Source organism: Acidovorax sp. NCPPB 3576 (assembly GCF_028473605.1).
Lineage (GTDB): Bacteria > Pseudomonadota > Gammaproteobacteria > Burkholderiales > Burkholderiaceae_C > Paracidovorax.
This window is the reverse complement of sequence record NZ_CP097267.1, coordinates 200,392-222,576: the sequence shown is the minus strand read 5'-3', so window position 1 is coordinate 222,576 and position 22,185 is coordinate 200,392. Positions and strand designations below refer to the sequence as shown.

The 22,185-nt window shown below is 69.2% G+C and carries 18 protein-coding genes; 10 read left to right on the top strand and 8 right to left on the bottom strand.

What is annotated here, in order from left to right; translation table 11 throughout:
• Positions 1-14 precede the first annotated feature (14 nt).
• On the top strand, positions 15-785 hold the full coding sequence (locus M5C98_RS01060; protein WP_272550462.1) for an SPOR domain-containing protein: 771 nt from the start codon (positions 15-17) through the stop codon (positions 783-785).
• 27 nt (positions 786-812) lie between these two features.
• On the opposite strand, the gene xopAC (M5C98_RS01055) is transcribed toward M5C98_RS01060, so the two are convergent.
• The 4 genes from xopAC (M5C98_RS01055) to M5C98_RS01040 form a co-directional block, all read right to left on the bottom strand.
• Positions 813-2,459 carry a XopAC/AvrAC family type III secretion system effector gene (gene xopAC / locus M5C98_RS01055; RefSeq protein WP_272550461.1) on the bottom strand — a complete coding sequence of 549 codons (1,647 nt, stop codon included), beginning with the start codon at positions 2,457-2,459 and terminating at the stop codon, positions 813-815.
• 144 nt (positions 2,460-2,603) lie between these two features.
• Entirely contained in the window at positions 2,604-4,232 is a 1,629-nt protein-coding gene (gene xopAC, locus M5C98_RS01050; protein WP_272550460.1) for a XopAC/AvrAC family type III secretion system effector, read from the bottom strand.
• A 223-nt stretch (positions 4,233-4,455) separates the two neighbouring features.
• The gene (locus M5C98_RS01045) at positions 4,456-5,400 is read right to left on the bottom strand and encodes an N-formylglutamate amidohydrolase (RefSeq protein WP_272550459.1); all 945 of its coding nucleotides are present in this window, start codon (positions 5,398-5,400) and stop codon (positions 4,456-4,458) included.
• Positions 5,401-5,418: 18 nt separating this feature from the next.
• Positions 5,419-6,381, bottom strand: a complete 963-nt coding sequence (locus M5C98_RS01040; RefSeq protein ID WP_272550457.1) for a tripartite tricarboxylate transporter substrate binding protein BugE — start codon at positions 6,379-6,381, stop codon at positions 5,419-5,421.
• Between the two features lie 111 nt (positions 6,382-6,492).
• Here M5C98_RS01040 and M5C98_RS01035 point away from each other — a divergent pair, with 111 nt between their 5' ends.
• From M5C98_RS01035 to M5C98_RS01015, 5 genes are all read left to right on the top strand, one after another.
• The gene (locus tag M5C98_RS01035; protein WP_272550456.1) at positions 6,493-7,413 is read left to right on the top strand and encodes a LysR substrate-binding domain-containing protein; all 921 of its coding nucleotides are present in this window, start codon (positions 6,493-6,495) and stop codon (positions 7,411-7,413) included.
• 215 nt (positions 7,414-7,628) lie between these two features.
• Positions 7,629-8,996 carry a diaminobutyrate--2-oxoglutarate transaminase family protein gene (locus M5C98_RS01030; protein WP_272550455.1) on the top strand — a complete coding sequence of 456 codons (1,368 nt, stop codon included), beginning with the start codon at positions 7,629-7,631 and terminating at the stop codon, positions 8,994-8,996.
• Between the two features lie 42 nt (positions 8,997-9,038).
• Positions 9,039-9,743, top strand: coding sequence for a 2OG-Fe dioxygenase family protein (locus M5C98_RS01025; RefSeq protein WP_272550454.1), 705 nt, complete (start codon positions 9,039-9,041; stop codon positions 9,741-9,743).
• Between the two features lie 16 nt (positions 9,744-9,759).
• Positions 9,760-10,974 (top strand): MFS transporter, encoded by a 1,215-nt coding sequence (locus M5C98_RS01020; protein ID WP_272550453.1) that lies wholly within the window; start codon positions 9,760-9,762, stop codon positions 10,972-10,974.
• A complete protein-coding gene (locus M5C98_RS01015; RefSeq protein ID WP_272550452.1) occupies positions 10,971-12,323 on the top strand; it encodes an ATP-grasp domain-containing protein in 1,353 nt (450 codons plus the stop codon). Before M5C98_RS01020 ends, M5C98_RS01015 begins: the two co-directional genes overlap by 4 nt.
• A gap of 39 nt (positions 12,324-12,362) precedes the next feature.
• On the opposite strand, the gene M5C98_RS01010 is transcribed toward M5C98_RS01015, so the two are convergent.
• Entirely contained in the window at positions 12,363-13,070 is a 708-nt protein-coding gene (locus M5C98_RS01010; RefSeq protein WP_272550451.1) for a Crp/Fnr family transcriptional regulator, read from the bottom strand.
• Positions 13,071-13,233: 163 nt separating this feature from the next.
• Between M5C98_RS01010 and M5C98_RS01005 the strand changes: the two genes are divergently transcribed.
• The 4 genes from M5C98_RS01005 to M5C98_RS00990 all read left to right on the top strand — a co-directional run bounded on the left by M5C98_RS01005 (position 13,234) and on the right by M5C98_RS00990 (position 18,035).
• Positions 13,234-14,898: an adenylate/guanylate cyclase domain-containing protein gene (locus M5C98_RS01005; RefSeq protein WP_272550450.1), complete on the top strand. Its 1,665-nt coding sequence runs from the start codon at positions 13,234-13,236 to the stop codon at positions 14,896-14,898.
• Between the two features lie 231 nt (positions 14,899-15,129).
• A complete protein-coding gene (locus M5C98_RS01000) occupies positions 15,130-16,305 on the top strand; it encodes an IS5 family transposase (protein ID WP_272548362.1) in 1,176 nt (391 codons plus the stop codon).
• An 809-nt stretch (positions 16,306-17,114) separates the two neighbouring features.
• Positions 17,115-17,453, top strand: coding sequence for a DUF4148 domain-containing protein (locus M5C98_RS00995; RefSeq protein WP_272550449.1), 339 nt, complete (start codon positions 17,115-17,117; stop codon positions 17,451-17,453).
• 225 nt (positions 17,454-17,678) lie between these two features.
• Positions 17,679-18,035, top strand: a complete 357-nt coding sequence (locus M5C98_RS00990; RefSeq protein ID WP_272550448.1) for a DUF4148 domain-containing protein — start codon at positions 17,679-17,681, stop codon at positions 18,033-18,035.
• Between the two features lie 40 nt (positions 18,036-18,075).
• On the opposite strand, the gene M5C98_RS00985 is transcribed toward M5C98_RS00990, so the two are convergent.
• The 3 genes from M5C98_RS00985 to M5C98_RS00975 form a co-directional block, all read right to left on the bottom strand.
• Entirely contained in the window at positions 18,076-19,533 is a 1,458-nt protein-coding gene (locus M5C98_RS00985; RefSeq protein WP_272550446.1) for a sensor histidine kinase, read from the bottom strand.
• A gap of 82 nt (positions 19,534-19,615) precedes the next feature.
• Positions 19,616-20,290, bottom strand: a complete 675-nt coding sequence (locus tag M5C98_RS00980; protein WP_272550445.1) for a response regulator — start codon at positions 20,288-20,290, stop codon at positions 19,616-19,618.
• 180 nt (positions 20,291-20,470) lie between these two features.
• Positions 20,471-22,117 (bottom strand): methyl-accepting chemotaxis protein, encoded by a 1,647-nt coding sequence (locus M5C98_RS00975; RefSeq protein WP_272550443.1) that lies wholly within the window; start codon positions 22,115-22,117, stop codon positions 20,471-20,473.
• Positions 22,118-22,185 lie beyond the last annotated feature (68 nt).

Genomic DNA, 22,185 nt, shown 5'->3' with positions numbered 1-22,185 from the left:
GAGAAGGCCACCCCATGCTGCGCGCCGCCGTTCTGGTTTTGCTGCTGGCCAATGCCGGCTACTACGCGTGGGCGCAGGGGCTGCTGCGCTCGTGGGGGTGGGCGCCGCCCGAACAATCGGAGCCGCAACGCCTGGAGCAGCAGATCCAGCCCGAGAACCTGCGCGTCGGCCGCGCCAATGGCGGGAGCAACAACGGCAACAACGCAGCGCCCGGCAACGCAAGCGCTGGCGATGCGCCCGCCGCCCCGGCCACCCCGCCGGCGCCGGCATCGGCATCGGCCCCCGCCGCCAACACAAGCGAAGCCGCGCCGGCCGTGGCCGTGGCGGCCGCCGAGCCCGCGCCCTGCCTGCAGGCAGGCACATTCGAAAAAGGGCAGCTCGATGCGCTGCGCGCGGCCACGGCCAGCCTGCCGGCAGGCAGCTGGACGCTGGAGCCGATCTCGCTCACCGGGCGCTGGATGGTCTATATGGGCCGCTTCACGGACGAAGACACGCTGGAGAAAAAACGCGCCGAGCTACGCGCCCGCAAGGTGCCGTACGACCGGCCGGGTGCCGCGCTGGAGCCGGGCCTGTCGTTGGGCCGCTTTTCCACCGAAGAAGCCGCCGAGCGCGCATTGGCGACGCTGGGCACGCAGGGCGTGCGCACCGCCCGCGTGGTGCAGGAGCGCACCGACGCCACGGGCTACGTGCTGCGACTGCCGGCTGCCACTGCGGCCCTGCGCACGCAGGTGGAAGGGCAACTGCGCGGCCTGCTGGCCAGCCGGGCGTTTCGCGCCTGCGGCTGACCAGAGGCGCGCCGCCCTCCTGCAGGATCAGGCCAGCAGCCGCAGACTGCCCGGGCACAGCGTCTGCACCAGCTCTTCCATGCCCTCGACCAGGGCGCTCACCAGGGCATTCGGGCCTTCGGCGGGCAGGTCTTCGGCGAACACGATGGCCTGGCTCAGCACCGATTCCTCCAGCACCACGGGCGGCAGGCCATGCTGCTGCAGCGCCCAGTCCATGGCCATGAGCGCGGCCGGGCCGTTGCCTTCATCGAAGGGGCGCAAGCTGACCAGGGCCTGGTACAGGCGCGCGGCCCGCTCCACCGCCTCCAGGCGGGTCAGCGCGGGATAGACCGCATCGGCCGGTGAAATCCACGCGGCCAGCGTTTCCAGGTGGCGCGTCAGCGACGCCGCCATGGGGTAGGCACGCTGATCGCCCGCACCCGGCGTGAGGAAGCTGGGCGCGAGCACGCCCGGGTCGCCGAAGACGGTGGAGCCCGAAGTGCCGGCGGCCAGCCGCTGGAATTCGCGGGTGCGCGCCCGGGGACCGCCACCTGGGCAGCCGTTCAGGCGCCAGCCGATCTCCAGCAGGCGTTCGGGCGTGATGGACTGGCCCGCGTGCAGCCAGGTGCCCACGGCCTGAGCGGCATCGGCCCAGGCGTCTTCCGTGCCCACGCCATCGGTGCGCAGCACGAGCGACAGGCCGCTGCGCCAGGCGTTCACCTCGGCCCGCAGGCCCTCGTTCTTGCGCAGCACGCCCAGGCATTCCTGCCAGCCGACGGCCACACCGTCCAGCCGCGCGGCCAGGCGCGCCTGTTGCGGCGGGTTCCAGCGGGGCGCCTGCAGCAGGTTGGACAGCAGCGCCACGGGCGTGCCCGTCAGATCCACGGCGGGATGGTCGCGCACGGCGGCGGGCACGTTGTGCAGCTGCAGGTTGTGCGACAGGTCCAGCAGTTGCAGCACGGGCATGCGGGCCATGGCCTCGGGCACGTTCTGCAGGCCGCAATGCGTGAGGATCACGGTCGCCAGCCGCGGCGCCTGCGCCAGCGAATCGGGCAGCTCGCGCAGGCTGAAGTTGGCCGACAGGTCCAGCATTTCGAGGTGCTGCAGCCAGGCCAGCGCCTGCGGCACTTCGGTGACGAAGCAGTTGCGGGCCGTGAGGGTGCGCAGCCCCCGGCACAGCGCCAGGGTTTCGGGCAGGCGGTGAAAGCCGGTGTTGTCGGAGACGTCCAGGTGCTTGAGATACCGCAGCCGGTCCAGCCCCGGCGGCAGGGAGGACAGGCGCAGCACGCGCAGGTCGAGCTGCCAGCCTTCCTCGCCCAGGGCATGGCAGGCCAACACGCGCTTGACGGCCTCCTTGCGGCGTTCGGCGAAGGTGGCGGCCTTGTCGCCGTCATCGTCCAGGTCCGCATCGGAGGTGCGCAGGCGGCCCAGCATGCGGGCCCACAGGCCCTGCTGGCGGGGGGGCGGCAGGTTGGGGTCGGCATCGCACCAGTCCTGCAGCTCCCGCATCCAGCGCTCCATTTCAGGGGTTTCGGCGCCGGCGCCCCGGCCGGCGGCCCGGGCAGCGCCGTGACCCTGGCCTGCGTAATGGCGGCGCAGGAAGCGGAAGGCCGATGCGCCCTCGCTGGTCGCGGCGCTGCCCTCGGCACCGGGGCTGTGGGGTACGCGGGCAAGGACGTCGGTGGTCGCGTTCATGGCATGGGCACGCGGGCAAACGCGTGGTGAAAGGGTTGGTGATGGAACAAAACCCGTCCAACTGCGACGGGATGTATCCAATCTACGGACCCCGCCCCTGGTGCCAGGGTGCGGATGCGATGCCTTGGCCGCGCATGCGAAATTTCAACGCGGCAGCAGGATGCGAAGGGTCTCGTCCATCCCCTGCATCACGGCGTCGAAAAGCGCGTGCGGCACGCCGCCGGCTGGGGCCGAGGCGAAGACCGCCGCATCGGTCAACGCGCCGTCGGCCACCGTCTCGTCCTTCGCCACCTGTTCGGTCATGGCTTGGGCGTCCAGCGCGACGGGCGGCAACCCATGCTGCTGCAGGGCCCAGTCCATCGCCATCAGCGCGGCCGGGCCATTGCCCTCTTCGAAGGGGCGCAGGCTCTCCACCGCCCGGTACAGCAGCGTGGCCCGCTCCGTGGCCGCCAGCGGAGAAGCCGGCGCGTCGCCCTGGGCCAGCCAGTTTTCCAGCGCCGCGAGATGGCCGGGCAGTGCGCGGACCGGGGGATAGTCGAGGTGACTGGCGGTGAGGCCCTGCGCATCGGCCGGGATGCGCTGGAACTCCATCGCCCGCAGCTGGGCCCCGCCGGCGGGGCGGCCGTTCAGGCGCCAGCCGATCTCCTGGAGGCGCTCGGTCGTGATCGGCAGTCCTTGGCTCAGCCAACGCTGCACGGCCGCGTCCGCATCGGCCCAGGCGGCCTCGGTGCCCGCGCCGTCGATGCGCAACGCCAGAGAAAGCGCACTGCGCGCCTTGTCCATCGCCGCACGCGGCGCGCTGCCGTCCCGCAGCGAGGGCTGACAGGCATGCCAGTCGCTCGAGAGTTGTCCCGCACGGGTTTCCAGCGCAGCGCGCTGCTCGGAGGTCCATGGCACGGGCTGCAGCAAACGGTCCACGAGGGCGGCCGGCGTGCCCTGCAGTGCAAGAGTAACGTGGCTCTCGCGCAGGCCGGGCGGCAGCGTGTGCAGGCCGCGGTTGTGCGACACATCCACGGTCTGCAGCGCCGGCATGTCCGCCATGCCCGGCGGCAGTTGGCTCACGTCGCAATGCGGCACGCGCAGCTCCCGCAGGCGAGGGGCTTGCGTCATGGCCTGCGGCAGTGTCTTGAGAAAAGGGTTGGCCGACAGGTCGAGTTTTTCGAGGTTCGGCAACTGGAACAGGGAGGGCGGCACGTGGCTGACAAAGCCGTTGCAGGCCGTGAGGCTGCGCAGGTTCCGGCACCCGGCCAGCCCTTCGGGCAGGGATTGCAGGCCGGTGTTGTTCGACAGGTCCAGCGCCTGCAGATGCGCCAGCCGCTCCAGGCCCGGCGGCAGGCTGGAGAGTCCCAGCCCGCTCAGGTCGAGCGTGCGGCCATCGGCGCCTTGCGCATGGCATTCGAGCAACCGCTGCATCGCCGTCTCGCGGTGTTCCGCTAAAAGCGGCAGGCCGTGATCGCCCTTCCCGGCGCCGGCCTTGCGCCCCAGCGCCCGCAGGCGCCCGAACAGCCCGTGGTGGCCCGAGACGGCCCGGTGCGGATCGGCGTCGCACCAGCGCTGCAGCTCCTGCTTCCACCGAACCGCGTCGAAGGACGCTGCGCGGGGCGGTATCGCCCCCGGTGCAGCGGCCGCCACGCGCGATCGCAGCGCCTGCGCGTGGGTGTCGGCAGAGACAGGCGTGGAGCGCAAGGGTGGCGATGGCACCGCAGCGGGAGGCGGGGCTTCGGAGCGGTGCGTGAGCGGCTCTTGTTTGAACAGGGTGAAAAGCGATGTCATGGCAGGGCGGACGCGCGGCAAGCGCGTCGCAGGCAGGGGGGTGGGCAGGCCCGCAGGACGGGCCAGGGGACCCGCAATCTACGAAGTCGGCCAGACCCGCTCCGCCCGGAATGCGAACGCAATGACCGCCATGCGAAGCGCCCCGCGCGCAAGCCGCACCACCCGCCCTTTTGCAAAAAAGCGCAGCGCGCCCCTGCCGCGTCAATGCCGCGTCAATGCCGCTTTACTGCCGGGGATCGGTCGCCAGCAGCCACTCCACCATCGCCCGCAGATCGCCCTGCAGCCGCGCGAACCCGGCCGGCTCGATGGCCAGCGTGCGCTCGTCCATGTAGAGCTTGCGGTTGATCTCCACCTGGATGCTGTGGCGGTGCGCCGCCGGGTGGCCGTAGCGGCGCACCAGCTCCACGCCCTTGTAGGGGTGGTTGTAGTCCACGCTGTAGCCGCGCTCGCGCAAGAAAGCGCAGATCGCCTGCGACAGGGCCGGGCTGGCGGTGCTGCCGTCGCGGTCGCCGATCACGAAGTCCGCATGGTGCAGGCCCGGGTGCAGCGTGGCGTGGCTGGCGGCCACGGCGGGCATGGAGTGGCAGTTGATGTGGATGCTGTAGCCGTGGCGCGCATGGGCCGCGTCGATCGCCCGGGCCACGGCGGCGTGGTAGGGGCGCCAGCAGCGGTCGATGCGCGCGCGCGCCTCGGCCACGGAGAGCAGCCGGTCGTAGATGGGCACGCCCTCGTCGGTGAACTTCCAGATCAGCCCCTTGCCCAGCCGCACCTTCTGCAGCACGACCGGATCGGTGGTGACGGGCTCGGTCCAAGCGGTGTCGAACCCTGCCTCGAACATGCTCGCATCGACCTCGGCGGTGTCGCGGTTGGCGTCCAGGTAGATGCGGGGAAAGTGGGCTTCCACCCAGGCCACGCCGAGCGCGGGGGCGAAGGCGTAGAGCTTCTCGACGTGCGTGTCCTCGGCGCGGCGCAGCGTGGGCAGGTCGATGGCGGCGCGGAAGTCGCCGGGGTAGGTGGTGCCGCTGTGCGGCGAGTCGAGCACCAGGGCCGTGCGGCCCGGCACGGCGGAGAACATGGCGGCCGGCGCTGTGGCGGGCGCGCCCGCCGCCCCGGGCTGGGCGGCCTGCAGCCGGTGCCGGCGTTGGATCAGTTGCAGCGCTGCATGCATCGGCGCACTCCTGCGGTGTCAATCGAGCTGGATCTTGGCATAGGCGGCCACTTTCTTCATCTTGTCCATCTCCCGCACGATCTGCTGCGAGAAGTCCGCTGGCGAGGTGCCCGAAGCATAGAGCCCCTGGCCAGCGAGCCGTTCGCGCACCGCGGGCTCCTTGAGGGCGGCAGCCACGGCCTGCTGCACGCGCAGCACGGCGGCGGCGGGGGTGGCCACCGGCGCCACCAGGCCGAACCACGAAGGCTCGTTGGCCTGCGCAAACCCCAGCTGGGCGTAGGTGGGCACCTCGGGCAACACGTCCAGCCGCTCAGGCCAGGACACGGCCAGGGCCTTGAGCTTGCCGGATTTGACGTGCGGCAGCGACGAAGCCACCTGGTCGAAATACACCGGCACCTGCCCGCCCACCACATCGTTGATGGCCGGGCCGGCACCGCGGTAGGGAATGTGCACCATGGAGGTGCCCGTGCTGATCTTGAACAGCTCGCCCCACATGTGGCCGATGGTGCCGTTGCCCGGCGTGGCGTAAGACACCTTGCCGGGGTTGGCCTTGAGGTACTTCACCAGGTCGGCGAAGTCCTTCACTGGCAGGACCTTGGGGTTGACCACGATCACCCCGGGCGCCTTGACGATCTCGGTCACGCCGGCGAAGTCCTTGAGGGGGTCGTAGGGCAGCTTGGAGAACACGGCCGGGTTCACGCCGTGGGTGGACAGCGTGGCCACGCCCAGGGTGAGACCGTCACCCGCAGCGCGCGCCACCTCGGCCATGCCGATGGAGCCACCCGCGCCGGCGCGGTTTTCAATGACGACCGGCTGGCCCAGCAGGCGCTGCAAGGGCTCCTGCAAGGCGCGGCCGGCGATGTCGGTGGCGCCGCCGGGTGGGAACGGGACGATGATGCGCAGGGGTTTGTCTTGCGCGAAAGATATTCCAGGAAGGACAGTTGTAGCAGCCACGGCTGCGATCCATTGACGGCGTTGCATGGAGATTTTCCTTGGAAGATGGGCAGAGATTACCGAAGTCGGCTCCCATTGAAAAGCAATTGATGTGCCTGTTAATATTCCATTTGAGAATGTTCTAAGTATCTAACCGCCATGTCCTTGCGCCGCCTCAATCCCCCGCTGCACCTGCTGCGGGCCTTCTGCACGGTCGCGCGTTTCGGCGGCGTCTCGCGCGCGGCCGAGGCCCTGCACCTGACCCAGAGCGCGGTCAGCAAGCAGGTGCAGGAACTGGAGCGCTGGGTGGGCATCGCCCTGTTCGAGCGCAGCCGCAAGCGCCTGACCCTCACCCCCGCCGGCGAACGCTACGAAAAAGCGGTGCGCTCGCTGCTCGCCCGGCTGGAGGCGGCCACGCTGGAGTTGATCACCAGCAGCGACGGCGGCGGGGCGCTGCACCTGTCCGCCCTGCCCACCTTCGCCGCCAAGTGGCTGATCCCGCGGCTGCCGCAGTTCCAGCAGCAGCACCCGCAGATCACGCTGCATTTCGTGCCCTTCGTGCACGGCTACGATTTCGCCAATCCCGAGCTGGACTGCTCCATTCTCTTCGGCGACGGCCACTGGCCCGGCGCCCGGGCGCACTACCTGGCCGGCAACGACGTCGCGCTGATCGCCCCGCCCGCCGGCGCGGGCGACGCCGCGCCCCTTCGGGCGCCGCGCGACGTGGTGCGCAGCGCACTGCTGCGCCATGTGTCGGTGCCCGACGCGTGGGAGCGCTGGAGCGAGGTCCATGGCGTGCCCGGGCTGGATGCGCTGGCCGGCCCGCAATTCGACCAGTTCGAGAGCATGATCCGCGCCGTCTCGGTGGGCATGGGCGTCGCCCTGGTGCCGCGCTGCCTGGTGCACGACGAGATCGCCGCGGGCGTGGTGGCCGAGCCCCTGGCCCAGGGCGGCTACACCAGCGAGCTGGGCTACTGGTTCTGCTACCCCGAAGCCCGGGCGCAGCTGGCCACGCTGGACCGGTTCCGCCAATGGCTGCTGGGCTCGGCGGCCCGCCCGCAGGTCTCGGGGACGGAGTGAATCCGCTTCACGCCGGGGATTCATGCAAAAAACTGCAGAGCGCCCTAGTAATCATTGCCTTTATTGCTATATAAAACATAGCAATTGACGGCGCCGCCGCCACAGGCCGCTGCCCCGCATCGCCACGAAACCTACCCAATCGGGTAGTAGCCAGCCATGCCGACCGCATGTTGCAATCCCGCCTTGACCCGGGCTCACACCGGGCGGGAGGAACGATGAAAACAACGGGAACACCGGCAAGCAGAGCCACGCACGACGATGGCATCCGGTTCATTGCGCAGCGGGAATCCAACGCCAGAACCTACGCGCGCACTTTCGACCGCATGATGGCGCGCGGCAGCCTCTCCAAGGTGTGGGATGTGGAGGGGCGCGAATACATCGATCTGCTGGCCTGCGCCGGCGCGCTGCCCCTGGGGCACAACCACCCGCAGGTGATGGAGAAGGTCCAGGCCTTCCTGCAGTCGGGCCACATCCTCCAGGGGCTGGACATCGCGACCCCGGCCAAGCTGGAATTCCTGGAGCAGCTCTTCCAGACGCTGCCCGCGTCCTTCGCGGACGAGGCCCGCATCCAGTTCTGCGGCCCCACGGGGTCGGACGCCGTGGAAGCGGCCCTGAAGCTCTTTCGCATCGCCACCGGGCGTCAGAACGTCATCGCCTTCCATGGCGGCTACCACGGCATGACCTCCGGCTCGCTGGCGCTCATGGGCAATCTCGGCCCCAAGAACGCCTTGCCGGGCCTGCCGGGCCACACGCATTTCTTTCCGTACCCCTCGGACCGCCGCTGCCCGTTCGGCGTGGGCGGCACCCAGGGAGAAGACCTGTCGCTGCAGTACCTGGACAACGTGCTGCGCGACCCGGAAAGCGGGATCACCCAGCCGGCGCTGGTCATCCTCGAAGCGGTCCAGGGCGAGGGCGGCTGCATTCCCGCGTCGCCCCGGTGGCTCAGGAAGCTCCGCGAGATCACGCACCGTCACGGCATCCCCCTCGTCATCGACGAGGTGCAGACCGGCTTCGGCCGCACGGGGACCATGTTCGCCTACGAGGCGGCGAACATCGTTCCCGATGCGGTGGTGCTGTCCAAGGCCCTGGGCGGCGGTTTCCCGCTGGCCGTGCTGGCCTACCACCGCCGCTACGACCAGTGGCTGCCGGGCGCCCACGCCGGCACGTTCCGCGGCAACCAGATCGGGCTGGTGGCGGGCGCGGCCACCATGCAGATCCTGCGCGACCAGGACCTTCCGCAGCGCGCTGCCTCGCGCGGCGCCTACCTGCAACGCAAGCTGCAGGAACTGGCCGAGGACCTGCCCTGCATCGGCGACATCCGTGGCCGCGGCCTCATGGTGGGGGCCGAGATCGTCTCGGCACCGGAAGCCGGCACCCCCGGCGTGCTGGACGGCGCGCTCGCCAAGGCGATCAAGCGCGAGTGCTTCCTGCAAGGCGTGATCGTCGAGACCGGCGGGCGCCACGGGGCCGTGATGCGGTTCCTGCCCGCGCTCACCATCACCGAGCCGGAGATCGACGAGGCCATGGGCCGCATCCGCCACGCCATCGAACGCTGCCTCGAACGCGACGCCGTGGCGGCCTGACGCCCCACGCCTTTCCCACCATCCCAGCCAGGAGCCAAGACCTTGGATTTCAAGAAGCAAAACTACGCACGGTTCACCGTGCCCCCGCTCTCCGAGCAAGCCATGCGCGAGTTCGACACGCTGGCGTTCGACCCCTACACCGGCGGCAAGCAGCGGTATCGCCGCTTCTCGCAATTCAAGGTCGGGTTCGAAGGCGGCGAATGGCGCACCGAGCTGCTGCCCCACCGCCCGTTCATCCAGTCGAAGAACTACAACGGCGTGGTCGGCGGCGTGCAGCGCCAGTTCGAGCCCATCCGCTTCGACCCCACGCCGCAGGTGGCGGCGGGCGCGCTCGCGGCGCAGCTCGATACCCGGCAGGTCTTCCAGATCAACGTGCACCAGGTGCGCGTGGTCGCCAACGCGGACATTCCGGGCGTGACCGTTCCCGAAGGCCCGCACCGCGATGGCCATGACTTCGTGATGAACGCCATCTTCGCGCGGCACAACATCACCGGCGGGGTCAGCCAGCTCATGCCCACGGGCGGCGGGCCGTGCTTCTTCGAAGACATCCTGCAAGAGAACGAAGCCATCATCGTGGCCGACGACCAAATGTGGCACAACGCGACGCACATCCTGCCCAAGACCGAGGCGGGGGGCCACCGGGACATCCTGATCATCTCGTTCAACGCCTGGGAGCGCCGCCGCTACGGCGAAGAGTTCGAGCGCCGGCACGGGGCCATCGCCATCGACGAGGCCGTGCCCGCCTGATGCCGGGTCCGACCCCATGACGCCCGTCACCGGCAAGCGGCCGCTCACGGCCCTGCTGTGGGCGATCAACCTGTCGTCGATCTCCGCCAGCGTGCTGGTGTACATCTACCTGGCGCACCACGCGCTGCGTGACCTCGACAGCCTGCTGGTTTCGGAGTTCGTGCTGTTCGCGCCCATGGTGGTGCCGGTGCTGCTGGCGTTCCAGCTCAACCAGTTGACCGGGCGCATGGAAGTGCGCCGGCTCCTGCGCCTGGCCAACGTCGCCGCTGCGGTGGCCTGCCTGACGCTGTTCCTGGCGACCGACCTGGGACCGGCCATGGTGCTGCTGGGCGCCACGGTGATCGGAGCGCTGGATGCCGTGCAGCGGGTGGCCCGCATCGTCGTCATCAAACGGTATTTTTCGCCCGAGGAAGTGCGGTACACCGTTCCCCTGACACTGACCGCGCAGTTCATCGCCGGCGCGGTGGCAGGCGCCATCCTGGCTTTCTTTCCCACCCAGATTTCGGCGGTGGCCGCGGCCATCGCCACCACGGCGCTGTTCGCCTGCGCGGCACTGTGCACCTGGCTGATCCCGCCCGCAACCACCACCACGGATGCACCCGGTGGTCCGGCCGCACCGGCCAGCCTGTGGCAGGGGCTTCGCATGTTGCGGGACATCGCGGCACTGCGCCAGGCCATGGTCAGCTTCGTGCTGCTGGGCGCGTTCTTCCAGGGCTTCTACAACATCTCGCGGGTGGCCCTGCCAGCGCACCACCTGGGCCTGTCGCAGCAATACGTCGGGCTGCTGCAGATCGTCGCCAGCCTGGCAGCCGTGGCGGGCGCGCTGTACTTCTACGTGCAGAGCCGGCGGGGCCGGGCGTTCCACCTGCGCTACATCTACCCGGCCTGCGCGGCGGCAATGGTGGGGGCCTGCCTGTGGCATTCGCCGGCCGTGAGCTATCCGCTCTACTTCGCCTACTTCTTCCTGTTCGAGCTGGCATTTTTCCGGCTGCAGGCGGACATCATGGCCGCCACGCCCCGGGACCAGATGCCGGTGGTCGCCACCCTGCAGTACGCCCTGGTGTACGCCGGCATGATGCTGGCCATCTTTCTCGGGGCCTTCTCGGTGCAATGGTTCGGCATGGCGATCACGGCAATGCTCTTCGCGGCAGGCTTCGGCCTGGCTCACCTTCTCCGCCGGCTGGCCGCAGACCGCGTGCCGCCGCGCCCTTCCCTTGAAAGAAACCGATGACCGAACGACATGTCGTCTTCGTGGACAGCACGCTGTCCGGATTGCTGGCCTTCGAGACCGCCAAGAAACTCGGCTGCCGCGTCACCTTGATCGAGCCGCTCGACTCGTCGTTCCTGGCCATATCGACCCGTGACCGCAGCCGCATCGACCCCCATTTGGTGCACCTCGACGAACACCTCACCGTGCCCACGATCGCGCTGGACGCGCTGCTGGCCGAACTGCGGCAGATCGCCGCCCGTCACCCCATCCACGCGCTCATCACCACCTCGGAGGCCGCCATCGTGCCGGTGGCCGAGGCGGCGCATGCGCTGGGCCTGCCGACCCCGGCCCCCGAGGCCCTGCAGAACGCGGTGTTCAAAGACCGCTGCCGCCATGCGCTGGCCCGCGCGGGGCTGCGCGTGCCGCGCTACGAGGTGTTGACCGAGGCGCAGCTACTGGCCGGCCAGGGCCGCACCATTCGGGCGCCGCTGGTGGTCAAGCCGACGCGGGGCTTCGGCAAGCAGTTCTCGGCGGTCTGCCAAACCGAGGCGCAGTGGAATGCGTTCGTCGCGGCCCTGGCGACCGAGCGCGCCGCGTCGGACCCCATGGTCAACCGCATCGTCAACCACCACTACATCGTCGAGGAGTACGTGACGGGCTCACTGCATTCGACCGAGGTCATCCTGAAGAATGGCCGCATGCAGTGCTTTGCCACCACCACCCGCTACCGCTCCAAGCACAACGACCTGCTGGAGATGGGGTATTCGATGCCTTCCGGGCTCGCGCCGCACCAGGCCCGGCGGCTGGAGCAATACGTGAGCGACGTGTGCGAATGCCTGGGCCTCGCCTTCGGTCTCTTTCACGTGGAGACGCTGTACGCGGAGGACGGTCCGTGCCTGGTGGAAGTCAACGGCCGCATGATGGGCGGCGTCGGCCCGCAGGTGTACCAGGCCCTGTCCGGGCGCGATGCCTTCGACCTGCTCGTGCGCACCTACCTGGGCGAAGCGGTCGAGACGGACCCGCAGGCCATGAACGGGGCGGCCACCGTGGTGCTCATCGGGGCGAAGAACGAAGGCGTGGTGTCCCCTGCCTTCACGCAGGTCCAGCTGGATGCGCTGCTGCAACGCCACGGCATTTCGTTTTGCACGCTGCGCCTGGCAGCCGGCATGCCCCTGCGGCGTTTCGACGGCAATGTCTCGGTGCTCGGGCATGTGATCGTGCACGGCCCCGATCCGCAGTCCTCGGCACTGCGAGGCGATGCGTTCCTGCGCGATCTCGATGCCCTGCTGGGCGTGGAGCTGGCGAAGTACCTCGAAGCCCCCGGCCGCATCGGGGCGCTGAACCCCGACCTGCTGCTCGCCACCCTTTGAATCAGCGGCGGCGCCCCACGGCCGCCGCGCCGCCCGTCGTCACTCCCCGCGCACCTCGGCCACCATGCGTTCGAGCCGCGCCGCATCGATCACCACGAGCGCGCGGCCGTCCTTTTGCAGCACGCCGGATTTGACCAGCACGCCCAGTTCGCGCGTGACCTGTTCGCGGTTGGTGCTGATCTGGCTGGCCAGTTCGGCATGCGCGGGCGCGGGCTCGATGCGGGCCTGGTTGCCCTGCACGCCGGCCGCGCGCGCCAGGCGCAGCAGTTCGGCATGCAGGCGGTTGTGCACGCCCAGGGTGCTCAGGTCGATCACGCGGTCGGACAACTGGCGCACCAGCGAGGCGAGGTAATGCATCACCCGCTGCCCGACCAAGGGCTCGTCGCGCAGCAGGGCCAGGAAGGCTTCGCGCGAGAGGCTGGCGACCAGCGTGGCGTCCAGCGTCACGACATCGGCCGAGCGCGGGCCGCCGTCGATGGCCGCGATCACGCCGATGTGCTCGCCCGGCTCGCAGTCGCGGAAGGTGACCTGCCGGCCGCTGGTCGAATAGGTGGTGATGCGCAGGCGGCCCGCCACCAGGAAAAACACGTCGCCCCCTTCGGCTGCGCGCGACAGCAGCGGCTTGCGCGCCGGCAGCTGGTGCCAGTCGCACTGCTGCGCCAGCCGGTCCAGGCACGCATCGCCCAGGCCTTCGAACAAGGGAATGCGGCGCAGGGCGAGGCTGGACCGGGCGGGGGGAGCGTTCATGCGGGAGGGCCGTGGCGGGCCAGGAAAGGAAGGTGGCCCCGGCAGCGCCAGGGCATGCGGGAGGAGCGGCAGGCCGCGCCGGGTGCCGCATTATGCTCAGCGCCGCTGCGGTGATCGGCCGGAGCGATGAGCGATATTCCCCCACCGACCCCACGACTGCTCCGTGCCAGCCTCTTTGCCCCACCTGACCCTGCCGTCCCCGCGCAACCTGCGATGGGCCAGCGGCGTGGTGCTGTGGTTCTACGTGGCGTTGCACCTGGCCACCCACGCCACCGGGCTGCTGTCGCTGGCCGCGGCCGAAGCCACGCGGCGCGCCGTGCATGGCGCCTGGGCCACGCTGCCGGGCACCGCGCTGCTGTATGGCGCGGTGGCCGTGCACCTGGGGCTGGCGGGCGCTGCCGTGTGGCAGCGCCGCCGCCTGCGCATGCCGGCCGTGGAGGCGCTGCGCCTGCTGATCGGGCTGCTGCTGCCGCTGCTGCTGGCGGCGCATTTCGCGGGCACGCGCTACGTGGGCGAGGTGCATGGGCTGGAGCCGTCCTATGTGCGCATCGTGCGCGCCATCTGGAGCCCGGAGGGCCTCTGGCAGCAGTTGGCGCTGCTCCTGGCCGCGTGGGTGCACGGCTGCCTGGGCCTGCACCTGGCGCTGCGCATCCGGCCCCGGTGGCAGCGCCTGCAGCCGGGGCTGCTGGCCGCGGCGGTGCTGCTGCCGGTGCTGGCGGCGCTCGGCGTGGTGTCGATGGGCCGCGAGATCGCCTGGGCGGCGCTGAGTGCCCCCTCGCCGTCCGCGCAGACCGCCCAGGCATCGCGGGCGCTGACCGAGGGCCTGCGCACCGGCTGGGTCGCGCTGGTGGCCGGGCTGCTGCTGGCGCGCTGGGCCTTCGGCGCCCTGCGCGAGCGCGGGGGCCGCGGGCGCATCACCCTGCGCTACCCCGACCGCACGGTGCAGGTGCCGCGCGGCTTCAGCGTGCTGGAGGCCAGCCGGGAGCATGGCATCGGCCACCTCTCGGTGTGCGGCGGCCGAGCGCGCTGCTCCACCTGCCGCGTGCGCGTGCAAGGCCCGGCCGAGCACCTGCCCGCCCCCCGGCGCGACGAGCGGCGCACCCTGCAGCGCGTGAACGCCCCGCCCGGCGTGCGGCTGGCCTGCCAGTTGCGCCCGCGCGGCGACATCGCGGTGACGCCGCTGTTCCAGCCCGGCGCGTCGGCCGCGGCCCGGCCCCTGGGGCGCGAGCGCCAGGTGGCCGTGCTGTTCGTGGACCTGCGCCGCTGGTCGGGCCTGGCCGAGCGGCAGTGGCCCTTCGACCTGGCCTGGGTGCTGGACCAGTATTTCGACCGGGTGGGCGCCGCGGTGCGCGACAGCGGCGGCCTGGCCAACCAGTTCATCGGCGACAGCGTGATGGCCATCTTCGGGCTGGACACCGACCTGCCCACCGCCTGCGCCCAGGCGGTGCGCGCGGCCGCCCTCATCGAGCAGCGCATGGACGCCTGGAGCGCCTCGTTCACCGACCAGTTCGGGCAGCCGCTGGACTTCGGCATGGGCCTGCACGCCGGCACGGTGGCGGTGGGCGAGGTGGGCTTTCAGGACACGACCACGTTCACGGCCGTGGGCGAGGTCGTCAACACCGCCAGCCGCCTGCAGGACCATTCGAAGGTGGTGGCCGCCCGCCTCGTGCTGTCGCTGGAGGCCGCGCGCCTGGCGGGCGTGGCCGATGCGCTGGGCCCGCCCGAGCCCGTCACGGTGCGCGGCCGGTCCGCGCCGCTGCAGGTGCTGTACGTGGCCCATCCCGCGCAGCAGTGGGGAGAGCCGCGCTTCGGCGGCGGTGCGCCATAGCCTGCAACGGCAGGCATTGGGCCCGATCCGCTGTGAACGTGAACGCTCTTGGATGGGCGATCAATCGAAACAAGGCACGCAGTCGCGAGTCATCCACGGGCCGACTGATCGGAGGCGTCCAGGGTGTGATTTATGACGCCTAACAGGCTGAAGAAATACCCCCGCTCAGCCAGCCCGGCAACCCAACCCCGGTAAGCTCACCAGTCCCTCCCATCTCCATTGCCTGACCCCATGCGCGGCGCCGACACCTTCACCGAGAGCCTGTTTTCCGTTCGCAAGCTCGACGACTTTGTCCCAGCCTCGCATCCCCTGCGTCCCATCCGCAAGATGGTCAACGCAGCCTTGGCCAAGATGGATGCCCTGTTCTCGCGCATGTACGAAGCAGACATCAAAGGCGGGCGCCCCAGCATCGCCCCCGAGAAGCTGCTGCGCGCCATGCTGCTGCAAGTGCTGTACAGCGTGCGCTCGGAGCGCCAGTTGATGGAGCAGGTGCAGTACAACCTCTTGTTTCGCTGGTTCATAGGCCTGTCCATGGACGACGAGGTCTGGGTACCCAGCGTGTTCACCAAGAATCGTGAGCGCCTGATCGAGCACGACGCCGTGATCGAGTTCTTCAACGAAGTGCTCAAGATCGCCGACAAGAAGCACTGGCTCTCGGGCGAGCACTTCAGTGTGGACGGCACGCTCATCCAGGCCTGGGCGGGCCACAAGAGCTTCGCGCGCAAAGGCGACGATGACGCGAGCGGTGATGGTCGTGATGGCAATAGTGACAACACAGATGATGGCCATGGTGCAGATGCCAAAGCCAACAGCGATGGCGGCAACTTCAAGGGCCAGCGGCGCAGCAACGACACCCACGAATCCACAACCGATGCCGATGCCCGGCTGTACCGCAAAGGCAATACCGCCAGCGAACTGCGCTACATGGGGCACACCCTGAGCGACAACCGCCACGGGCTGGTGGCCAATGCGGTAGTCACGCTGGCCGATGGCTACGCAGAACGGGAAGCAGCCAAGGCCATGATCAACGACGCCAGGCAGGCGCAGGCCGATCCCATGCGAACCATCACGCTGGGGGCAGACAAAGGCTATGACGCATGCGAATTCATTGAAGCGTGCCAGGCCATGAACGTCACGCCCCACGTGGCCCAGAACAAGTCAGGCAGAAACTCGGCCGTGCCCGAAGCCATTGCGCAAAGCGAAGGCTACGCGGTATCGCAACAAAAGAGAAAGCTCATCGAGCAAGGCTTTGGCTGGGCCAAGACCGTGGGCGGCATGAGGCAGGTGATGGTGCGAGGAATCAAGCGCGTGGACCAGATGTTCGTGCTGACGATGGCGGGCTACAACCTGGTGCGCATGCGCACGCTGGGGCAATGGGGACAGGTGCGTGCGCAGGCAGTGCATTGAGGGAAAACGGGTGCAAAGGTGGCCCCAACATGCGCAAGAACGCCTGATTGGCCGCTCGGATCCCGGGATGTGAAAGCCAGCGAGCCCGCCGACGACCGCAGGCCAGGACTGGCTTGGAATCTGGGGAGTATTTCTTCAGCCTGCTAAAGCCGTTGGCTTTCGTTATTTCTTCTTCCCTTGATCGTAATGCCACTTGATGGCTAAAAACATGCCCGTGCCGAGCACGACCACCTTGAACACAATGAAGACGATAGGGAACCAATCCATCTCTGATTATTTCCTGGCTGTTATTTGAAGATATTTATCGAGAGGTGCATTACCTCAAAATACCGAATCAGCAGTTTGATTTTTGAAACCATGGCCGAATTCCAATTCGATTATTGCATTTGGCATCGCAAACCAGTGGCATATAGAACTGGACATTTTGTCTCACGGAACAGCAGCGGGCGTGCTGGATGGATGTGCGCCTGGGAGCACCGAGTCTCTTTGCGAACCGCCTTCGCGCGCGCTCTCTCCGCTCGTGCCGCCTCGTCGCACACTTACAGGCGTTTCAAGACGTTTTTCGGCGCACAGCGCACGATCCGGCCATCCGCGTAACGCGATGTTGCAGTGCGGCATTTTTCCCTCGGAAGCGCGGCCCTGTCGGACGCCGCGGCGGCCCTGGGCGCACGGGCCGGTAGGCGACAGACCTACACAAAACTGTGCGTTTTCGCACAGACCTGGCGGGTCCAGCGGCGCAAACTGGCTTCTATGCAGACGCAATTCGGCGCTGCAGTCCAGTTGAATCGATCAAAGGAAGGATCCACACCATGAACCGCAAACACCTCATCGCCATCGCCGCCATTGCCTTCGCCGGTGCCGCCTCTGCCGCCCCCGTGTCGCAAGAAGACCAGTTCGGAGCCCAGCCCGTCGAACAAGGCCAGCCGCTGACCCGCGCTGAAGTCGTGGCCGACCTGAACCTGTGGAACCGCGCCGGCCTGAACCAGTTCGAAGCCGCCGACCGCACGCCCGATGCCGATCCCGCCTACCAGATGCGCCTGGCCGAGTACCAACGCCTGCGCAGCGGCCCCGAATACATGGCGGAAGTCCAGCGCGTGGGCGGCGGCCACAACGTGGCCGGCATGGCCTCCAGCACCACGCTGAACTGATGCCCCCCGCATCCTGGCGCGCCGACCGCGCGCCACACACCGAGCCCCTGTGCGCCGAGCACCGGGGCTTTTTTCATGGGCGACGCTTTTCACGCCGGGACAAAGGAACCATGTTTGGGCTGTGCGTTTACGCACATACCCCATTCCGTGAAACGCCGAAACTGGGAGTCAAGCAGGCACCCCGCTCTGCCTTTTGACAGCCCCGTCCAACCAGGAACAAACGCCATGAAAACCCTGAACACCCAGTACCTGATCGCCATCGCCACCCTCGCTTTCGCCGGCGCCACCGTGTCCGCCGCCCATGCCGCCCCCTCGCAGGAAGACCGTTTCGGCGACGAGCCCGTGGCCACCCGCAGCACGCTCACGCGCGCCGCCGTGGAGGCCGACACCCGCCTGTGGCAGCGCGCCGGGCTGGGCCAGGCCAACGAAGGCGACCGCTCCGAGGCGGTGGACGAAGCCCGCCCGCAGCGCCTGGCCGAATACCAGCGCCTGCGCAGCGGCAGCGCCTTCCAGGCCGAACTGCGCCGCGCCGAGGGCGCCCAGCCGGTGGCCGGCGCCGCAGCCAGCGAAACCAGCCACTGAACGGGCGTTGCGCCACCAGCACGCCTCGGCGCGCGGCCGGTCAGGCCGGCGGCAGCGGCGGATGGGCCGGAAACCGCACGCTGAACCGGGCACCCGGCGGCACGTGGCCGGGGTGCGCGTCTTCCAGCTGCACGGTGGCGCTGTGCTGGCGCGCGATCTCCAGCACGATGGGCAGGCCCAGGCCCGAGCCGTCCGCGTCGTTGCCCAGCACGCGGTAGAACGGGCGGAACACCAGCTCGCGCTCGGCCAGAGGCACGCCGGGGCCGGAATCTTCGACCTGCAGCAGCAGCACGTGCCCGAAGGTATCGGCCAGCACGCGCGCGGTGATGACGCCGGGCGCCCCGGGCCGCGAGGGCGTGTAGTTGATCGCGTTGTCCAGCAGGTTGCGGGCCAGTTCCTTGAGCAGCGTGGGGTTGCCCTCCATCCACACGCCAGGGGCGCCGGGCTCGGCGCCTTCGTACCCTAGGTCGATGTGCTTTTCCAGGGCGCGCGGCACCGAATCGCGCACCACCTCGATCACCAGGCGCGCCAGATCCATCGGCTGGCGCGCCAGGGCCGTCCCGCTGCCCTCGGCGCGTGCCAGGGCCAGCAACTGGTTGACCGTGTGCGTGGCGCGGATGCTGGAGCGGCCGATCTGTTGCAGCGAGCGCTTCAACTCCTCGGTGCTGGTGCCTTCGCGCTGCGCCAGGTCGGCCTGCATGCGCAGCCCGGCCAGCGGCGTCTTGAGCTGGTGGGCCGCATCGGCCAGAAAGCGCTTTTGCGTGGCCAGCGAATCGCTGAGCCGCCCGAGCAGGTCGTTCACCGAATCCACCAGCGGCGCGACCTCCAGCGGCACCGCCTTGTGGTCGAGCGGCGAAAGGTCATCGGGCTTGCGGGCGCGGATGCGTTCCTCCAGCAGGCTCAAGGGCTGGATGCCGCGCGCCAGCGCCAGCCACACCAGCAGCACGGCCAGCGGCAGGATCACGAACTGCGGCAGCATCACGCCCTTGATGATTTCCGTGGCGAGCACGCTGCGCTTTTCGCGCGTTTCGGCCACCTGCACCAGCGCGGCCGGCGCGCCCGGCAGCGGCACCCGCACCCAGATGGACGCCACGCGGATCTCGATGCCGCGCAGCTCGGCATCGCGCAGGCGCACTTCGCCGGACAGGGGGCGCTCGTCCTCGGGCGGCGGCGGTCGCGGCAGGTCGCGCTCGCCCGAGAGGAACTCGCCCGTGGGCGAGACCACCTGGTAGTACACGATGTCGGATTCGTCGGCGCGCAGGATTTCGCTGGCCGGCTGCGGCAGGTTGAACTGCGCCTTGCCGCCCTGCACCGTCACCAGCTGGGCCAGGGCGTGGGCGTTGTACTCCAGCGCGCGGTCGAACGGCTTGTTGGCCAGGCCCTGCGCCACCAGCCAGGTGAGCGCCAGGCTCACGGGCCACAGCAGCAGGAGCGGCGTGAGCATCCAGTCCAGGATCTCGCCGAAGAGGGAGCGCTGCTCGCGCTGGAAGATCTTCAAGGCCAGCCGCCGGTAGGGTTCAAGCCAAAAAGGGCTTCAGCGCAATCATCTCTAGGGCGTATTGCTATTAAATTAATAGCAATCAGGCAGCGATCTTTTCGAGGCAATAGCCCAGGCCGCGCACGGTGGCGATGCGAATCGGGCCGCGCTCGATCTTCTTGCGCAGGCGGTGGATGTACACCTCGATGGCGTTGTTGCTCACCTCTTCGCCCCATTCGCACAGGCGCTCGACCAGTTGCTCCTTGGACACCAGGCGGCCGGCGCGCTGCAGCAGCACCTCCAGCAGGCCCAGCTCGCGCGCCGACAGCTCCACCAGCTTGCCGTCGATGGTGGCCATGCGCCCGGCCTGGTCGTACACCAGCGGGCCGTGGCGGATGGCGCTGGTGGTGCCACCCATGCCGCGCCGCGTGAGGGCGCGAACGCGCGCTTCGAGTTCCTGCAGGCTGAAGGGCTTGGCCATGTAGTCGTCGGCCCCGAAATCCAGGCCCTTCACACGCTCTTCCACGCTGTCGGCGGCGGTGAGGATCAGCACCGGCAGGGCCGAGCCCCGTCCGCGCAGCCGCTTGAGCACCTCCAGCCCATGCACGCGCGGCAGGCCCAGGTCCAGGATCAGCAGATCGAACGCGTGGTTGGTCATCAGGGCCGCATCGGCTTCGCTGCCGCTGGACACGTGATCGACCGCTGCGCCAGAGCCGCGCAAGGTGCGCAGCAGCCCGTCGGCCAGCACCTGGTCGTCTTCGGCAATGAGGATGCGCATGGGGGGTTGTCTCCTGGGGCGCGGCCGCTGGAGCGACCGCCGCTGTGAAGACCCATTCTAGAGGCCCGCTCCTTCAGGCGGCAGGGGAGCGCGTGGGGGAAATCCCGCGCCGCGCCCTCCCCGCCCCGCCGTGCCTTCCACCCGCTGTTTGTGAGGCGGACAGCGCCGCCAGGGGATGCGCTAGGCCGGCAGGGGCGCGTGGCCGCGCGACGCGATGCGCCCCGATGACCGTGGCGCGGGCCTGCCGCGGGCCGGCGCCGAAGGGGCGACCACCGCCGTGGGCGCGGCGTGGATCTTGAAGACCGATACCGCATCGACCAGTTGCTCGGCCTGCGACTTCAGGCTCGATGCCGCCGCGGCGCTTTCCTCGACCAGCGCGGCGTTCTGCTGCGTGACCTGGTCCATCTGCGCCACGGCCTCGCCCACCTGGCCGATGCCTTCGCTCTGCTCGCGCGTGGCGATGCTCATCTCCGCCACGATGGTGGCCACCCGCTGGATGGACTGCACCACTTCCTTCATCGTGTCGCCTGCGCGGTTGGCCTGGGCCGATCCCTCGCCGACGCGCTCCACGCTCGTGGCGATCAGGCCCTTGATTTCCTTGGCGGCGTCGGCGCTGCGCTGGGCCAGCGTGCGCACCTCGGACGCCACCACCGCGAAGCCCCGGCCCTGTTCGCCGGCGCGGGCGGCTTCCACCGCCGCGTTCAGCGCGAGGATGTTGGTCTGGAACGCGATGCCGTCCACCACGCCGATGATGTCGGCGATGCGCTGGGAGGCGGCGTCGATGCTCTTCATCGTCTCCACCATCACCTCCACCGCGTCGCCGCTGCGCTGCGCCACCGTGGACGCGTCCGTCGCCAGCTGGCTGGCCTTCTGGGCGCCGTCGGCGTTCTGGCGCACGGTGGAACTCAGCTCTTCCATGGACGCCGCCGTCTCTTCCAGGGCCGAGGCCTGCTGTTCGGTGCGGGCCGACAGGTCCTGGTTGCCCTGCTCGATCTGCGAGCTGGCCGCGGCCACGCCCTCGGCGCCGCCATGCACGGCGCCGACCACGCTCGCCAGGCTGGCACGCATGTCGCTCAAGGACTGCATCAGCTGCGCGGACTCGTCCTTGCCGTGCACGGCGATGTCCATCGTCAGGTCGCCGGCAGCCACGCCCCGGGCCACTGCGACGGCCGAGGCCAGCGGGCGCGTGATGTGCCGCGTGATCCACCAGGCCAGCGCCGAGGCGATCGCCACCGCGGCCAGCAGCATCGCCAGCAGCGTGCCCTGTGCGCGCTGGAACGTGGCCACCGCATCGTCGTGCGCGGCGTCGCCCCCGCGGCGGTTCACGCGGGCCAGCTCGCCCAGCGTGGCCGCCATGGCGTCGAAGCTTTTTTCGGAATCGGTGAAGAAGATCCGCAGAGTCTCGTCATGCGCCTGCAGCGGCTGGTCCAGCATCCGGCGCTGCACCGCGAGGTACTGGTCGCGCTGGGTCTGATAGGCCTCATAGCCTTTGCGCTCTTCGCCGGGGTTGATCAGCGGGGCATACGCGGCTTCGGCTTCGGCGAGCTGCTGGCGCCGCACTTTCAGCTCTTCCTTGAGTTTGTCCTGGCCACCCTGGTTGGCCGGAAGGAACGTCTCGCTCTCGGTGCGCCGCAGGCGGTTGGCGGCGATGCGCACGTTGGCGATGGCCTCGATGCTGGGCAGCCAGTTCGTGGCCAGGTCTTCGGCGCTGGCGTTGATGCGCAGCATCTGGGCCCAGGCCATCCAGGCCAGGGCGACGGTGATCAGCGTGGTAACGCTGAAGGCGAGCGCCAGTTTGGCGCCGATGCGGAGGTTGTGCAGGTTCATGATAAGTACCTATTGCGTTTGGTATCTCGATTAACATTTAGATACCTTAGAGCAAACTTAATGACGGC

Bases quoted from the DNA above. Each gene is read 5' to 3' on its own strand.
- M5C98_RS01060 (WP_272550462.1), top strand. From the start codon at position 15: ATGCTGCGCGCCGCCGTTCTGGTTTTGCTGCTGGCCAATGCCGGCTAC.
- xopAC (WP_272550461.1), bottom strand. From the start codon at position 2,459: ATGAACGCGACCACCGACGTCCTTGCCCGCGTACCCCACAGCCCCGGT.
- xopAC (WP_272550460.1), bottom strand. From the start codon at position 4,232: ATGACATCGCTTTTCACCCTGTTCAAACAAGAGCCGCTCACGCACCGC.
- M5C98_RS01045 (WP_272550459.1), bottom strand. From the start codon at position 5,400: ATGCATGCAGCGCTGCAACTGATCCAACGCCGGCACCGGCTGCAGGCC.
- M5C98_RS01040 (WP_272550457.1), bottom strand. From the start codon at position 6,381: ATGCAACGCCGTCAATGGATCGCAGCCGTGGCTGCTACAACTGTCCTT.
- M5C98_RS01035 (WP_272550456.1), top strand. From the start codon at position 6,493: ATGTCCTTGCGCCGCCTCAATCCCCCGCTGCACCTGCTGCGGGCCTTC.
- M5C98_RS01030 (WP_272550455.1), top strand. From the start codon at position 7,629: ATGAAAACAACGGGAACACCGGCAAGCAGAGCCACGCACGACGATGGC.
- M5C98_RS01020 (WP_272550453.1), top strand. From the start codon at position 9,760: ATGACGCCCGTCACCGGCAAGCGGCCGCTCACGGCCCTGCTGTGGGCG.
- M5C98_RS01015 (WP_272550452.1), top strand. From the start codon at position 10,971: ATGACCGAACGACATGTCGTCTTCGTGGACAGCACGCTGTCCGGATTG.
- M5C98_RS01010 (WP_272550451.1), bottom strand. From the start codon at position 13,070: ATGAACGCTCCCCCCGCCCGGTCCAGCCTCGCCCTGCGCCGCATTCCC.
- M5C98_RS01000 (WP_272548362.1), top strand. From the start codon at position 15,130: ATGCGCGGCGCCGACACCTTCACCGAGAGCCTGTTTTCCGTTCGCAAG.
- M5C98_RS00995 (WP_272550449.1), top strand. From the start codon at position 17,115: ATGAACCGCAAACACCTCATCGCCATCGCCGCCATTGCCTTCGCCGGT.
- M5C98_RS00990 (WP_272550448.1), top strand. From the start codon at position 17,679: ATGAAAACCCTGAACACCCAGTACCTGATCGCCATCGCCACCCTCGCT.
- M5C98_RS00980 (WP_272550445.1), bottom strand. From the start codon at position 20,290: ATGCGCATCCTCATTGCCGAAGACGACCAGGTGCTGGCCGACGGGCTG.
- M5C98_RS00975 (WP_272550443.1), bottom strand. From the start codon at position 22,117: ATGAACCTGCACAACCTCCGCATCGGCGCCAAACTGGCGCTCGCCTTC.